The sequence below is a fragment of the Halomonas korlensis genome (genome assembly GCF_900116705.1).
GTDB classification, from domain to species: domain Bacteria; phylum Pseudomonadota; class Gammaproteobacteria; order Pseudomonadales; family Halomonadaceae; genus Halomonas; species Halomonas korlensis.
This window is the reverse complement of record NZ_FPBP01000005.1, coordinates 16,375-31,227: the sequence shown is the minus strand read 5'-3', so window position 1 is coordinate 31,227 and position 14,853 is coordinate 16,375. Positions and strand designations below refer to the sequence as shown.

Here is a 14,853-nt window from a genome sequence, read left to right as displayed (position 1 = left end):
CCTTGATAAGGTATCGACCCACAGAATAAGCGCTATCGTATTTCCTGCCCATCGCCATTGCGTCAGAATGGCCTCCTTCCCGTCACCCGAGACAGTGCGCATGCATACTCTCCTGAAAGGTATTCGCCTGGTCGTCTTCGACCTGGACGGTACCCTGGTCGACTCCGTGCCCGACCTGGCGGCGGCCGTCGACGGGGCGCTGCGCGAGCTGGGATACCCCGCGGCGGGTGAAGCGCGGGTGCGCGACTGGGTCGGCAACGGCTCGCTCAAGCTGATGGAGCGCGCGCTTGCCGACGCGTTGGGCGAGCCGCCCTCAGACGCATTGCTGGCGCGGGCGCATGAGGCGTTTCTTGACCACTATGGCCGCGATCCGAGCTCGCGCACCCGACTGTATCCCGGCGTTCGTGAGGCGCTCGATGGCCTGCGCGAGAGGGAAATGCCCCTGGCGCTGGTGACCAACAAGCCGTACGCCTTCATCGCGCCCATTCTCGACAGCATGGGATTGGTGGACTACTTCGGACTCTGCCTGGGCGGCGACAGCCTGCCCGAGAAGAAGCCACATCCGGCGCCGTTATGGCAGGTAGCGGCGCACTTCGACGTGGCCCCACAGGCGTGTCTGATGGTGGGCGATTCGCGCCATGATATCGCCGCGGGCAAGGCCGCGGGATTCAGGACCGCGGCGGTTCCCTATGGCTACAACCATGGCGAACCGATCAGCCATAGCCGGCCGGATGGCGTAGTTGAATCGCTTTCGGAACTCGTTTAGTGTGAATTTCCGTGTCGCTAACGTCATCGACCGCTCGATATATCCTCGCTATGTCGCGAAGCGTTGACGCTTGCTTTGCAATAGCGGCCTGTCACCAAGTGCCTGTACCCCGTTTCGCGCTCACTCTTCCCCTGCGGGATATGTTTCGATGGATTATTGCGATGGACTGTTTCGATGGATAACCGCATGACGCTGGATGCGCTTTCATACCCTGGCGGCGTGCCTCTTGCCGCTGCCGTGATGCCGACTCACTCGCTCGCCGTGCCCGGCGGCTGGCGATGGTGATGCCTCTTGTCTAGAGCGCTGGCGCGCGTCTCGATATCCCCCATCGTCAACTTTTCTCCGCGAGGACCCGGGCATGATGACCCCCGACCGTTTTCATGAGCTGGCGGCTGCCGGCTACAACCGCATACCGGTCACCCGCGAGGTGCTGGCCGATCTCGATACCCCGCTTTCTACCTACCTGAAGCTGGCCAACGCCCCTTGGACCTTCCTGCTGGAGTCCGTGCAGGGTGGCGAAAAGTGGGGGCGTTACTCGATCATTGGCCTGCCCTGCCAGGAGCGCATCGAGGTGCGCGGCCTCACCGTCCGGCATATCGTCAATGGTGAACAGCACGGAGTAGCGGAGGTCGAGGATCCCTTGGCCTGGATCGAGGACTTTCAGGCTCGCTTCCGGGTCCCGCGCCTCGACGATCAACCGCGTTTCGACGGCGGGCTGGTGGGCTACTTCGGCTACGACACCATCCGTTACATCGAACCCCGGCTGCGCGGGCCGCATGTCGAGGCCAAGTCCGACCCGCTGGGTGTGCCGGATATTCTGCTGATGGTGTGCGATGAACTGGTGGTGTTCGACAACCTCTCCGGTCGCCTGACCCTGTGGACGCATGCCGATCCGGCCGAGGCCGGCGCCTACGCTGGCGCGGTGGAGCGCCTGGAGACGCTGGAGATCCGGCTGCGCAGCGCTACCCTGAATACCGTCAGCCCCGGCACGGGCAGCGCCGCGGTGGAGGAGGGCGACTTCACCTCCGGTTTCACGGAGGAGGGCTTCAAGGCCGCGGTCGAGACTATCAAGGAGTACGTGCTGGCCGGCGACGTCATGCAGTGCGTGCCCTCCCAACGCATGTCGATTCCCTACCGCGCCGCGCCGCTGGATCTCTACCGCGCGCTGCGCAGCCTGAATCCTTCCCCCTACATGTTTTTCCTCGACCTGGGTGACCACCAGGTGGCCGGGTCCTCGCCTGAGATCCTCACCCGTCTGGAAGAGGGCGAGGTCACGGTCCGTCCCATCGCCGGGACCCGCAAGCGCGGACGCACCGAGGAGGAGGACCGTGCGCTGGAGGCGGAGCTGCTGGCCGACCCCAAGGAGCGCGCCGAGCATCTGATGCTGATCGACCTGGGCCGCAACGACGTGGGGCGGATCAGCGAGACCGGCTCGGTGAAGGTCACCGAGGAGATGGTGGTGGAGCGCTACTCGCACGTGATGCATATCGTTTCCAACGTCACCGGGCGGCTCAAGCCGGGGCTCACTGCCATGGATGCCCTGCGCGCTACCTTTCCGGCGGGCACCGTCTCCGGGGCGCCTAAGATTCGTGCGCTCGAGATCATCGACGAGCTTGAGCCGGTCAAGCGCGGCATCTACTCCGGCGCGGTGGGGTATCTCTCCTGGCATGGCAACCTGGACACCGCCATCGCCATTCGCACCGCGGTGATCAAGGATGGCCAGCTGCATATCCAGGCCGGTGCCGGCATCGTCGCCGATTCCGTGCCCGAGATGGAATGGCAGGAGACCCTCAACAAGGGACGCGCCCTGTTTCGCGCCGTGGCCATGGCCGAGCGCGGCCTGGACAACCTCGAATAGCCCGGTGGCGGAGAGACCCATGAAAGTCTGCATGATCGATAACTACGACAGCTTCACCTTCAACGTGGTGCAGTATCTGGGCGAGCTGGGCGCCGAGGTGGTGACTCACCGCAACGACGCCATTACGCTTGAGCAGATCGAGGCCATGGCTCCCACCCATCTGGTGATCTCGCCGGGGCCCTGCACACCCAATGAGGCGGGTATCTCCATGGCGGCCATCCGCCACTTTGCCGGCAGGCTGCCGATACTCGGCATTTGCCTGGGGCACCAGGCCATCGGCCAGGTCTATGGTGGCGAGGTGGTACGCGCGCCTAGGGTGATGCATGGCAAGACCTCGAAAATTCGTCATCGGGGCCAGGGCGTGTTCACCGGCCTGGACGACCCATTAGAGGTTACGCGTTATCATTCCTTGATCGTTGAGGCCGGCGATCTGCCGACCTGCCTGGAGGTCACGGCCTGGACCGCCGCCGACGACGCCACTCCGGAGCTGATCATGGGCCTGCGCCATCGCGAGCTCGACGTGGAAGGGGTGCAGTTTCACCCCGAGTCGATCCTCACATGCCAGGGCCATGAGCTGCTGGCCAACTTTCTACAACGTCGTCCTCAAGCGCCGCTGGGCAGCGCCTGAATCGAGGAGAGCCATGATGCAGATGCGAGACGCCCTCAGCGCCTTGATGCGCCGCGAGAACCTGAACTTTGCCGAGACCCACGAAGTGATGCACCAGATCATGACCGGGGAGGCCAGTGACCCGCAGATCGCCGCCTTCCTGATGGGTATGGCCATGAAGGGCGAGACCGCCGAGGAGATCAGCGCCGCCGCTCAAGTGATGCGCGAGCTGATGAAGCCGGTGCACTTGGGCGCCGAGAACGTGGTGGATATCGTCGGCACCGGCGGCGACGGTGCCAACCTGTTCAATGTCTCCACCGCGGCCAGCTTCGTGGTGGCGGCGGCCGGCGGTCACGTGGCCAAACACGGCAACCGCGGCGTGTCGTCCTCTTCCGGCAGTGCCGACCTGTTCGCCGTGGCCGGCATCCACCTGGACCTCGATGCCGAGCAGGTGGCGCGCTGCATCGAACAGGTGGGCGTGGGCTTCATGTTCGCTCCCAACCATCATCCGGCGATGCGCCACGCCGTAGCACCGCGTCGCGAAATGGGGGTGCGCACGCTGTTCAATATCCTCGGCCCGCTGACCAATCCCGCCGGCGCCCCCAATCAGGTGCTAGGCGTCTACGCTCAGGAATTGGTGCCGTTGATGGCCGACGTGCTGCGCCGCCTGGGTAGCCGCCATGTGTTGGTGGTGCACGCGGAGGACGGCCTGGATGAGATTTCCTTGGCGGCGCCAACCCGGGTCGCCGAGCTGAAAGATGGCGAGATTCGCGAATACTCGATCACACCGGAAGACGTGAGCATCGAGCGCCAGTCGCTGGATGCACTGCGCGTCACCTCCGCGGAGGACAGCCTGCGCCTGGTCGAACGGGCCTTGGTGGGCGAAGGCGCTGCGGCGGATATCGTCTCGCTCAACGCCGGCGCGGCACTTTATGCTTCGGGCGTTGCCGACAGCCTCAAGGAAGGCGTGGCGCTGGCCCAGGATGCCCAAGCTTCCAAACTGCCCCTGGAGAAGCTCAGGGAACTGGCCAATTTCACCCGCGTCTTCCTGCAGTGAATGCACCCCGACAAGGAGCTATTCGATGAGCGTTTCCCCGGAGACGGCCCCCACCATCCTGACTCGCATTCTGGCGCGCAAGGACGAGGAGGTCGCCGAGCGTCGTCGAGCCGTACCGGAAGCGGAGCTGTTACGACTGGCCGCCGAGCAAAGCGCGCCGCGAGGCTTCATCGCCGCCCTCGATGCCTATATTGGCCGAAACGATCCGGCGGTGATCGCCGAAATCAAGAAGGCCTCACCCTCGAAAGGCTTGATACGCGAGGACTTCCGACCCGGCGCGATTGCTGCAAGCTACGCCGCCGGCGGCGCCGCCTGTCTCTCGGTGCTCACCGATGCCGACTTCTTCCAGGGCCACGAGGATTTCCTCATCGAGGCGCGCGATGCCTGCACGCTGCCGGTAATTCGCAAGGACTTTATCACCCAGGGTTACCAAGTGAGTGAGGCGCGGGCCATCGGCGCCGATTGTATCCTGCTGATCGTCGCCGCCTTGGACGATGCGCAAATGGTCGACCTTCATCGTCAGGCGGTCGAGCTGGGCATGGACGTGCTGGTGGAGGTTCACGATGCCCTCGAGCTCGAGCGGGCGCTGCGTCTCGACCTGGCCCTGGTCGGCATCAACAATCGCGACCTGCACACCTTCGACACCCGCCTCGAGACCACCCTGGAGTTGCTCCCGCGCATTCCCGACGGCGTCACCGTGGTCACTGAGTCGGGCATCCACACCTCCGACGACGTGCTGCGCATGCGTGAGCATAACGTCAACGCCTTCCTGGTCGGCGAGGCCTTCATGCGCGAGCCCGAGCCCGGCGAAGCGCTGCGGCGGCTGTTTTTCTGAGTGGCTGTTGGCCGCTCGGGCGCTCAATGGAGAAACGAGGAGAGAACGATGGCCAAGTTCAAGGTTGGCGACTATGTCGCCTGGAATTCCGAAGCCGGTCACGTCAGCGGCACGATCATCAAGGTGCATACCAAGGATTTTGACTACAAGGGCCACACGCGCCGCGCCTCGCCCGAGGAGCCGCAATATGAGATCAAGAGTGACAAGACGGAGCATGTCGCGGCCCACAAGGAAGGTACGCTGAAGAAGATCGACTGACCCCGGCGCGTCGCCACTCAGCGGTACCTGTTGCTCTCGGGGCTGGCGATAGCCCGTCGGCCAGCGTGAACCCGGCCAGCGAAGGAAAACGCCCCCATGGAACTCTTCTTTCTGGGTACCTCCGCCGGGGTACCGACCCGAGCGCGCAACGTCGCGGCGCTCGCGATCAGGAAGCGCAACGCCAAGGCCTGGTATCTGGTCGATTGCGGCGAGGGCACGCAACAGCAAATCCTGCGCACGCCGCTGTCGCTCAACCGACTTGAGGCGATCCTGATCACCCACGTGCATGGCGACCATTGCTATGGCCTGCCCGGGTTGTTGTCGAGCGCCTCGATGACCGGCCGCGAGCGGCCGTTGACGATCGTCGCGCCGGCGCGCATCCGTGCTTTCCTCGAGGCGATCCAGGCGACCACGGGGCTTCACCTGACCTTTGCCATCGACTTCATCGCCGTGGAGGACCTGGCGGAGCCCCTTGCTCTGCCCGATTTCGCGCTCGAGGCCGCCGCGCTTTCGCATGGCGTCGCCTCGTACGGCTACGCCTTCACCGAGAGAGGCGTCGAGCGCAAGCTCGATATCGCGGGCCTGGAGGCAGCGGGCGTGACGCGAGGGCCGTTGTGGGGGCGTATCGCCAAGGGAGAGGACGTCACGCTGGATAACGGTTCGCTGGTGATAAGCGACGACTTCCTGTTGTCGCAACGGCGAGCGAGAAAGCTCGTGGTCGGCGGCGACAACGACACGCCGGCACTGCTCGATGAGCTGTGCACCGGCGCCGATGTGCTGGTTCACGAGGCGACCTATGACCGCGCCGTGGTCGAGCGACTGGGCACCGACAACCAGCACAGCACCGCCGCTGCCGTCGCGAGCTTCGCCCAGCACAAGGGGCTGGCGAACCTGGTGCTCACCCATTTCAGCCCGCGCTATCAGCAAGACCCTGGCGCCACGCCCTCCATCGACGACATCGAATACGAAGCCCGCAGCCAATACCGCGGCAACCTGTTCCTAGCCAACGACTTCGACCTCTACCGGCTATCGCATGACGGCGTGCTGACGCGGTGATCGAGACTCCTAGGCTTCCCTATACGAGCTTGCAATCTAGCCACTGTTGGGCAGTCATTTCTAAGCCTAGTTGGCACGCGGCACATGACGGATTACGCTTTGATCTTGATCGAATCCTTCGCTGACAAACGAACTTAAGTGCCTTATTCCAAGAAGAGGACAAAGGAGTTTCCTGCGGATGTTGCGCCGAGAACGGCCTGCTTTTGCTCTGAAGATGGCGGGTGTTAAATAACCACTACTACCCCCCTCACCGATTCATCAGCCACAGCACTCCCGATAAGACAAGGCTCGCCAGTACCATAGTGGTAACCGGGAAGTAGAATGAAAAGTTCTCGCGGCGGATTGCAATGTCGCCGGGTAGCTGGCCGAGCGGCAGCTTGGAGAGCCAGGGCCAGAGCAGGCCGATGGCGACGACGAGCAGGCCGATCAGGATCAGGGTGCGGTTCATGGTCTTCCCCTCCTGGTTGAATGGTTTCCCGAGTTTGAAATTACTACGCTAGCAAAAGCGCCCACCGGTTGTTGGCCGGTGGGCGCTTTTCGTATGCATGCGGCTGTCCCTGCCATGGCTTCTAGCTATTTGATAAGCGCCTAGAACGCGAACTCCAGGCCGGCGTAGAAGGTTCGTCCGGGGCGGGCTCGTAGTAGCGCCCGCCAAAGGAATTGATGCGCACGTTCTCGAAGTATTCCTCGTCGAGCAGGTTGCGAATACCCAAGTGCGCGCCGTGCCGGAGCGTCACTCGGCCGCGGGGCTTGCGGATGCCTGCGCTCGGTCCGGTCGGCGCCAGGCCAGCACAGTGACAGTCAAGGCGGGCAGGAAGGTGAGCGTGACGAAGGCCGAGCCGAGCAGGCCGAACAGTACGATGGCGCCGACCCCCCGATAGAGCTCGGTACCTTCACCGGGTAGAAACACCAGCGGCGAGAGGCCGCACAAGGTCGTCAAGGTGGTCATGGCGATAGGCCGCAGACGGCTCGCCACCGCGTCGCGAACGGCCTGGCGGGCGCCGATGCCGGCCTGACGCAGATTCTCGCGTGCCTGGTGCACTACCAGGATCGGGTTGTTGACCACGGTGCCCAGCAAGATCAGAAATCCCAGCATGGTGATCATGTCGAAGGGTTGACGGATCTCGCCCAGCCCCAGGCTCGGCAGCCAGCCGCCCACCAGATTCATCAGGGCGAGCCCGACGATACCGCCGGCGGCGCCGAGCGGAATGGTGGCAAGGATCAGCAACGGATAGCCCCAGTGGGCGAAGATCGCCACCAGCAGCAGGTAGACGAGGGACAGCGCGATCAGGATATTGCTCGACAGCGCCTGACGGGTGGCGTCGAGCTGGTCGCTGGCGCCGGTGATCGTGACGTCGATTTGGGCCCCGAGGGCGCCTTCTTCGCGCAACGGCTCGATCACCTCGCGCTGTACCCGCTCGATACCGGTTTCCAACGCGACGCTGCGCGAGGGAATGATGTTGAGCGTGACGCTGCGTCGGCCATCCACCCGGCGCAGCGTGGCGGTATCCACGGTTTCGCGAATCTCGGCCAGGGTGCCCAGGGGCAGCGTGACGCCGTCCCGCGTGTACACAGGCAGATCGGCCAACGCATCGAGGTCGATGTCGCCGGCATCGGGGCCGTAACCATAGAGATCGACCTTCTCATCGCCGAGATAGAAGTCGTCCAGATAGGTGCCATTGGTAAACGCGGCGACGGTCGTTCCCAACTGCTCGGCACCCAGCCCCAGCTCGGCGGCACGTTCCCAGTCGGGATGAATCTCGATCAGCGGCTGGCCCAGGTCGAGTGCCGAGGGGCGGGTCTGGATGCGCGGCGAGTCGAAGACCTCGTCGGCGCGGTCGTAGATGCGGTTGGCGGCGGCATAGAGCTCGGCGAGGTCGTTGCCGCCCACGTCCAGCGTGATGCTGCGGGTGCCGCCGTCGTTACTGGAGATGATCGACCCGCGGGCGGCAAAGGCGCGCATGTCGGGATAGGCCTCGAAGCGCTCGGTCAGCGCCGCCATCAGCGCCTCGATATGCGCGGGGTCGCGGGTCTCGGCGATGATGCGCAGGCTCTGCGCCTCGACCTGGGTGCCCATGGTGCGCATGGCCGGCACCTCGGTCTCGCCGGCGTCGAAGTCCTCCGGGTCGGCCCCGACATGCGGCAGCAGCGCCTCCTGGACCTCATCGGCAATCGCGGTCATGGTCGAGAGGTTGTAGCTCGCCGGCGCGTTCATGCTGGCGAAGGTCTTGGCTTCCTCGCCTTCGGGAAGGTATTCGGCCGGCGGTGTCAGCCACACGAAGATCGCCAGGCCGCCGCCGAGCGCCATGGCCATCGCCGCCAGCCGGCGCGGCCAGGAGTCGATCATGAGATCGACCAGGCGCAGGCTGGCGCGCATCCAGCGGGGCTTTGGCTTGCTGTCGGGCTTGTCGTCAGGCGTATCGTTGCCGTGAAAATCCAGATGCGCGCCCAACGCCGGGATCACCGTGATGGCGACGACCATCGAGACCAGGATCGCCGCCGAGATGGCGACGGCGACATCGGAGAACAGCTGGCCGGCTTCCTGCTCGATGAAGAAGATCGGCACGAACACCAGAATGGTGGTGAGGGTCGAGGCGAGCACGGCCGGCCACACTTCCTTGACGCCCGCCACGGCAGCGTCGAAGCGCGCGAGCCCGCGGCGACGCTGCGTCTCGATGCTCTCCAGCACCACGATAGTGTTGTCGATGGTCATGCCGATAGCGAAGGCGACCCCGGCCAGCGAAATGACATTGAGCGTTCGCCCGGCCAGCAGCAACCCCAGGAAGGCGGCAATGGTGCAGATCGGGATGCCGATCACGCCGGCGATGGTGGCGCGCACCGAGCGCAGGAAGGCGTACATCACCAGGGTAGCGAAGAGGGCGCCGAGCCCGAGATTGGCCCAGACGTTGGCAATGGAGGCTTCCACGTAGCGCACGTCATCGCTGGACAGCGTCATCGTCAGCCCCTGGTCGGCCAGCAGGCCCTCGTTGAGCGACTCCACCTCCTCGAGCATGTTGCGCTTGATATCGATGACGTTGGCGCCCGGCTCGCGGCGGACCTGGACGCTGATGACCGGTTCGCCCTGCGAGTTGAAGGAGCGCGAGGTCAATTCGGCGTGCGACTGGCGAACCTCGGCGACATCGGACAGGCGGATCACCGCATCGCCGCGGCGGGCCAGGATCAGCGCCTCGAGTTCGGCGATGTCGCTGAAGCGTCCCACCGTGCGCAGCAGGTAACGACGCTTGCCGCTTTCCAGATCGCCCCCCGAGACGTCCTGGTTGCGCGCCGCCAGGGCGGCCTGCACATCGCCGATGCCCAATGAGCGCTGGGCCATGGCCTCGGGGTCGAGCAGCAGCTGCACCTGGCGCACGGCGCCGCCCGAGACGTTGACGTCGGAGACGCCCGGAACGCTTTCCATGCGCGGGCGCACGTTGTCTTCGAGGTAGTCGCGCATGGCCGCCATCTCGAGCTCGCGGGGATTGCCTTCGCGGGGCGCGACGTTGAAGTACATGAAGGCGTTGGCGGAAAAGGAGTTGGCGACGATGCGCGGCTGGTCGACGTTGACGGGGTAGGAGGGCACCTGACTCAAGGCGTTGTTGACGCGGATCAGCGTCTCGGTCAAATCGACGCCGAAGGGAAACTCAAGCTCGATCTCGGCGTTGCCGCTGCTCGCTGTGGACTCCATGCGCGTGAGCGCGGGCACGTTGCGAAGATACTCTTCCTGCTCGATCAGGATGTCTTTCTCGATGTCCTGCGGGGTGGCGCCCGGCCACTGGGTCTCGACCCCGATGGTGCGCACCTCCAGGTCGGGAATCATCTGGACCGGAATGCGCCAGATGGCGGCAAGGCCGAGAATCATCAGGATCAGGACGACCACGCTGACCAGGATGCCGTGGCGAATGGTGGCGGCAAACATACGGGGTCAGCGCTCCTTCGGTGCGTTTTGCGGTCGGTGGTCGGGCCCCATCAGCTGTCGGACAACGCGAGGCGCTGTCCATCCTCCAGACGCTCGTTGCCTTCCACCACGATCCGCTCGCCGGCCGTCAGGCCCTCGAGTACGGCGGTTTGCCCGTCGTGGCTGGCGCCGATCTCGACGCGCCGTTGCTGCGCGCGCCATTCGCCGTCCTCTTCCTGGGCCAGCCAGACGCTGACCTGCCCGTCCGGGCGGCGCAGCAGGGCGTCGCGAGGCACCACGGGGCCTTCGGCGCCCGGAACCCGCAGGCGCCCCTGCACGGCCATGCCCGGCAGCAAGGTGCCACTCGTCTCAAGTTCGGCGCGCATCAGGAACTGCCGGGCCGCTTCGTCCTCCTGCGGCACGCGGGCGATGATCTCTGCGTCTTGCCATTGAGAGCCACCCGGTACCTGAACCTCCAACGCCGCCGTCTCCAGCCGTGGATACCAGGCCAGGGGCACGGCGAAATCCAGCATCAGGCGGTTCAGGTCGACCAGGGTCATGAGCGCGGCGCCGGGGCTTGCCCATTCGCCGATCTCGACATGTCGCGCGGTGATCATGCCGGCGAAGGGGGCGGTCAGCCGATGGCGGTCGATACGCGACTCCCACCTTTCACGCGTGGCGGTCTGGCGTCTCAGCACCGCCTCGGCGACGGCAACGGCATTGGCGCGTTGATTGAGTTCGCTATCGGCAATACTGCGGCTTTCCCTGAGCCGGCGGGCCTCATTGAGGCGTCGGCGGGCATCGTCCAGTTCGGCACTGGCCTCGTCGACGTCGGCAGCGGCACCACGGGCCTCGAAGCGTGCTTCTTCGGCATCGAGGGTTAGTAGCGTTTGATCGGCGGCGACCCGCTCGCCAATCGCGACCGGAAAAGCTGCAATACGGCCTTCGACCTCGCTGGAAAGGCGTGCGGTACGCGGGGCGGTCACGCTGCCGCTGACGTCCAGAAATTCCACGATCATTGCCTCTTCGATCACGGCCGTGGTGACGCGGGTCTGTTGGGCCAGGACCTCAAGGCTGACCCCCGCCGTCAGACAGGCAGCCAGACAGGGAGAAAGGACGAAGCGCAGGATGTGGGATGACGGCACGCGGCTCTCCCTTCGATGGGCGGTATGGCGATTATCGGAATTTGATCGACGGCACTTTTATCAACGCTATATCTATCGACCGTATCGGGCTGGGCGCCGGCTAACCCTCGGCCGGCGCCCCCTATACGGCCGACGGATCGGCAGCGAGTTCCGTTGGCGACGATGAGCGTCGATCAACGCTGGGTGAGGCGTAGCTGGGCGAGCAGCGCCTGCAGCGGATGCAACAACGCCTGGTTGGATAGCCGGCCCGCCTGGCTGCGGCACGAATAGCCGGTGGCGAGCAGCTTGCCCGCGTTGGCGGCGTCCTCGACCACCGGCTGCCACGACTGGGCGTAGATGGTCCGGGAGGTGTCGCGGTTGCGCGCCTCGTGGCCGTAAGTGCCGGACATGCCGCAGCAGCCGGTGTTGACCAGTCCCAACTCGAAGCCGAAGGCGGCGAATACCTGCTGCCAGGCCTTGGGGCTGCCCGGCGCCTGGGTCTTCTCGGTGCAGTGGGACAGCAGCCGATAGCCGGGGTCCTGCGTCGCCAGGCCACTCGGGGCTAGCTGGCGGGCCAGGGTGGGTGACTGCGCGACCAGCCATTCCTGCAGCATCAGCACCTCGGGCACGGCGTCGGGGCCGAGCGCTTGCACGTACTCCTGGCGATAGGTCAGGGTCATCGCCGGGTCGATGCCCACCAGCGGCACGCCAAAGTCGGCCAGGGTGCGCAGCCGCCGGGCCTGCGCCTCGGCGGTGCGCGCGAAGGCGCCGAGAAAGCCCTGGACCTGCAGCGGCTTGCCGTTGGGCGCGTAGGGGGCGACGAAGACCCTGACGTCGAGCCGGGCGAGCAGCTCGACGATGTCCATCACCAACCTGGCCTCGAAGTGGCTGGTGAAAGCGTCCTGCACGAGGATCACGCTGCGGGCCTTCTGCGATTCGGTGAACAGGCCCAGCGACGTCGGTGTCGCTTCCGCCACGCCCCACGCTTGAAGTTGTTTGCTCAGGCTGGCCCGCGAGAGCCGCGGGCTGTCGACCAGGCCGATCGGCCCGGCCAGCAGCCGGTCGACCAGGCGGTTGCCCAGCGCCGCGTTGTAGAGCGGGGCGAGCCTGGCGAGTGTCGGCACGAAGAACTCCATGCCGCCGATCAGGTAGTCGCGCAGCGGGCGCAGGTAGCGGCCGTGGTAGACCTCGAGGAACTGCGACCGGGAATCGGGCACGTTGACCTTGACCGGGCACTGGCCGGCGCAGGCCTTGCAGGCCAGGCAGCCGGCCATGGCGTCATACACTTCATAAGAGAAATCGTCGGAGACGCCACTTTTCTTGCCGCGGCGCAGCGTGTTGAGGGTGCGCATCGGCAGGTGCTTGACGAAGCCCCAGGCCCCTTCTGCCTTCTTTTTACGCGACTCGCCGATGAGATCCACACCGGCCGCGCCCTGCAGGCGCAGCCATTCGCGGATCAGGCTGGCACGGCCCTTGGGCGAGTGGATGCGGTCGCGGGTGGCCTTCCACGACGGGCACATGGCGTCATCGGGATCGTAGTTGTAGCAGGCGCCGTTGCCGTTGCAGTAGACCGTGGCGGCATGCGCCTGCCAGACCCGCTCGTCGATCTGGCGGTCGTACTCGCCGCGGGTCGGCACGCCGTCGATGGTCAGCAGGTTGGGGTCGGCCCAGGCCACGGGGTCGACCTCAAGATCATCGGCGACCGCGAGCGGGGAGGCGATCTTGCCGGGATTGAGCTGGTCATGCGGGTCGAAGGCCGCCTTGACGCGCTGCAGGCTGGGGTAGAGCGCGCCGAAGAACTGCGGGGCGTATTCCGAGCGAATGCCCTTGCCGTGCTCGCCCCACAGCAGGCCGTGATACTTTTTCGTCAGCGCGGCGACCTCATCGGAGATCTCGCGAATCAGCCGCGCCTGCGCAGGGTCCTTCATGTCCAGCGCCGGACGCACGTGCAGCACGCCGGCATCGACGTGACCGAACATGCCGTAGGCGAGACCGCGGGCGTCGAGCAGCGCGCGGAACTCGGCGATGTAGTCCGCCAGGTGCTCCGGCGGCACCGCGGTGTCCTCGACGAAGGGCAGCGGGCGCTTCTCGCCCTGGGCATTGCCCAGCAACCCTACGGCGCGCTTGCGCATGGCGTAGACGCGCTGGATCGCCTCGCGGCCCTCGGCCAGCGTATAGCCGAGCCGCTCGACGCCGGCGTCGCGCTCCAGGTGCCGACAGAATGCGGCGATGCGCTCGGCCAGCCGTTCGGGGTCGTCGTCGTTGAACTCGACCAGGTTGATGCCGTGCACCGGCGTCTCGGCCTCGGGGAAGAACTCGGCGACGCCGTCCCAGACGAAGTCGTTGCGCGCCAGGCCCAGCACGGTGTCGTCGACTGTCTCGATGGAGGTGGGGCGCGCCTTGGGTTGTGAAGAGTCGCTCGCCATCAGCGCCTTGGCGTCGCGCAGGGCGTCCATGAAACCGGCGTAGCGCACGTTGACCAGCGTCGAGTGCTTCGGAATCGGCAGCACGTTGAGCACCGCCTCGTCGAGAAAGCCCAGCGAGCCCTCCGAGCCGCACAGCAGGCTGTTCAGGTCGAGCCGACCTGCCGCGTCCCTCAAGTGCGCCAGGTCGTAGCCGGTCAGGCAGCGATTGAGCGGCGGAAAGGTGGCGTCGATCAACGCGCGTTGGGTGTCGATGATCTCGCGGGCGGTGCGGTAGGCGCGGCCGGTGACGTCGTCGCGCGCGCACAGCGTGTCCAGCTCGGCTTCGTCGACGGGACGGCTCACCAGGCGCTCGCCGCCGATCAGCACGGTGTCGAGTGCCAGCACATGGTCGCGGGTCTTGCCGTACTCGCAGCTGCCCTGGCCGCTGGCGTCGGTGGCGATCATGCCGCCGATCGTCGCGCGGTTGGAGGTCGAGAGCTCCGGAGCGAAGAACAGCCCATGCGGCTTGAGCGCCGCGTTGAGCTGGTCCTTGACCACCCCGGCTTGCACCCGCACGCGGCGATTCTCGACGTCGATCTCGAGGATGCGGTTCATGTGCCGCGAGACGTCCACCACCAAGCCGTCGGTCAGCGATTGGCCGTTGGTGCCGGTGCCGCCGCCGCGGGGCGTGAGGGCGATCGCACGGTGCTCGTCGCGCCCGGCGAGCCGCGCGAGGCATTCAAGATCGGCGCCATGCTGGGGATAGACCACCGCCTGGGGCAGGCGCTGGTAAATGGAATTGTCGGTGGCGAGCACCGTGCGGGCGGCGTAGTCCGGGGCGATCTCGCCGGCGAAGCCCTCGGCCTTGAGGGCGTCAAGGAAGCGCTGATAGCGCGCTTCGAGGCTCGGGGCGGTACGCGCTTGCGCAGTGTCCAGTCGTGCAATCATGGTGTGATATTCGGCCGGTATCGCTGCCGCGGCGGGCCCGGGCA

At 65.7% G+C, this 14,853-nt stretch carries 11 protein-coding genes; 7 read left to right on the top strand and 4 right to left on the bottom strand.

Going from position 1 to position 14,853, the window contains the following annotated elements; genetic code table 11:
• The first annotated feature begins 100 nt into the window (after positions 1-100).
• The 7 genes from BM341_RS08380 to BM341_RS08350 all read left to right on the top strand — a co-directional run bounded on the left by BM341_RS08380 (position 101) and on the right by BM341_RS08350 (position 6,437).
• Positions 101-766, top strand: coding sequence for a phosphoglycolate phosphatase (locus BM341_RS08380; RefSeq protein ID WP_089794859.1), 666 nt, complete (start codon positions 101-103; stop codon positions 764-766).
• A gap of 361 nt (positions 767-1,127) precedes the next feature.
• Entirely contained in the window at positions 1,128-2,624 is a 1,497-nt protein-coding gene (gene trpE / locus BM341_RS08375; RefSeq protein ID WP_089795210.1) for an anthranilate synthase component I, read from the top strand.
• A gap of 19 nt (positions 2,625-2,643) precedes the next feature.
• Positions 2,644-3,252, top strand: a complete 609-nt coding sequence (locus BM341_RS08370; RefSeq protein WP_089794857.1) for an anthranilate synthase component II — start codon at positions 2,644-2,646, stop codon at positions 3,250-3,252.
• A 16-nt stretch (positions 3,253-3,268) separates the two neighbouring features.
• Positions 3,269-4,288 (top strand): anthranilate phosphoribosyltransferase, encoded by a 1,020-nt coding sequence (gene trpD / locus BM341_RS08365; protein WP_089794855.1) that lies wholly within the window; start codon positions 3,269-3,271, stop codon positions 4,286-4,288.
• Between the two features lie 25 nt (positions 4,289-4,313).
• Positions 4,314-5,123: an indole-3-glycerol phosphate synthase TrpC gene (gene trpC / locus BM341_RS08360; RefSeq protein ID WP_089794853.1), complete on the top strand. Its 810-nt coding sequence runs from the start codon at positions 4,314-4,316 to the stop codon at positions 5,121-5,123.
• A 48-nt stretch (positions 5,124-5,171) separates the two neighbouring features.
• Positions 5,172-5,381 carry a hypervirulence associated TUDOR domain-containing protein gene (locus BM341_RS08355; protein WP_089794851.1) on the top strand — a complete coding sequence of 70 codons (210 nt, stop codon included), beginning with the start codon at positions 5,172-5,174 and terminating at the stop codon, positions 5,379-5,381.
• A gap of 96 nt (positions 5,382-5,477) precedes the next feature.
• Positions 5,478-6,437, top strand: coding sequence for an MBL fold metallo-hydrolase (locus BM341_RS08350; protein WP_089794849.1), 960 nt, complete (start codon positions 5,478-5,480; stop codon positions 6,435-6,437).
• A 247-nt stretch (positions 6,438-6,684) separates the two neighbouring features.
• Here the strand turns inward: BM341_RS08350 and BM341_RS08345 are convergent, their stop codons facing one another.
• The 4 genes from BM341_RS08345 to ydiJ all read right to left on the bottom strand — a co-directional run bounded on the left by BM341_RS08345 (position 6,685) and on the right by ydiJ (position 14,809).
• Positions 6,685-6,885 (bottom strand): DUF2905 domain-containing protein, encoded by a 201-nt coding sequence (locus tag BM341_RS08345; protein WP_089794847.1) that lies wholly within the window; start codon positions 6,883-6,885, stop codon positions 6,685-6,687.
• A gap of 285 nt (positions 6,886-7,170) precedes the next feature.
• Entirely contained in the window at positions 7,171-10,353 is a 3,183-nt protein-coding gene (locus tag BM341_RS08340; protein ID WP_089794845.1) for an efflux RND transporter permease subunit, read from the bottom strand.
• Between the two features lie 50 nt (positions 10,354-10,403).
• A complete protein-coding gene (locus tag BM341_RS08335) occupies positions 10,404-11,477 on the bottom strand; it encodes an efflux RND transporter periplasmic adaptor subunit (protein WP_245784221.1) in 1,074 nt (357 codons plus the stop codon).
• A 173-nt stretch (positions 11,478-11,650) separates the two neighbouring features.
• On the bottom strand, positions 11,651-14,809 hold the full coding sequence (ydiJ, locus tag BM341_RS08330) for a D-2-hydroxyglutarate dehydrogenase YdiJ (RefSeq protein WP_089794843.1): 3,159 nt from the start codon (positions 14,807-14,809) through the stop codon (positions 11,651-11,653).
• Positions 14,810-14,853 lie beyond the last annotated feature (44 nt).

What these genes read in the sequence shown, in the direction of transcription:
- trpE (WP_089795210.1), top strand. Translation starts at nt 1,128, where the DNA reads ATGACCCCCGACCGTTTTCATGAGCTGGCGGCTGCCGGCTACAACCGC.
- BM341_RS08370 (WP_089794857.1), top strand. Translation starts at nt 2,644, where the DNA reads ATGAAAGTCTGCATGATCGATAACTACGACAGCTTCACCTTCAACGTG.
- BM341_RS08355 (WP_089794851.1), top strand. Translation starts at nt 5,172, where the DNA reads ATGGCCAAGTTCAAGGTTGGCGACTATGTCGCCTGGAATTCCGAAGCC.
- BM341_RS08340 (WP_089794845.1), bottom strand. Translation starts at nt 10,353, where the DNA reads ATGTTTGCCGCCACCATTCGCCACGGCATCCTGGTCAGCGTGGTCGTC.
- BM341_RS08345 (WP_089794847.1), bottom strand. Translation starts at nt 6,885, where the DNA reads ATGAACCGCACCCTGATCCTGATCGGCCTGCTCGTCGTCGCCATCGGC.
- trpC (WP_089794853.1), top strand. Translation starts at nt 4,314, where the DNA reads ATGAGCGTTTCCCCGGAGACGGCCCCCACCATCCTGACTCGCATTCTG.
- BM341_RS08380 (WP_089794859.1), top strand. Translation starts at nt 101, where the DNA reads ATGCATACTCTCCTGAAAGGTATTCGCCTGGTCGTCTTCGACCTGGAC.
- BM341_RS08350 (WP_089794849.1), top strand. Translation starts at nt 5,478, where the DNA reads ATGGAACTCTTCTTTCTGGGTACCTCCGCCGGGGTACCGACCCGAGCG.
- ydiJ (WP_089794843.1), bottom strand. Translation starts at nt 14,809, where the DNA reads ATGATTGCACGACTGGACACTGCGCAAGCGCGTACCGCCCCGAGCCTC.
- trpD (WP_089794855.1), top strand. Translation starts at nt 3,269, where the DNA reads ATGCAGATGCGAGACGCCCTCAGCGCCTTGATGCGCCGCGAGAACCTG.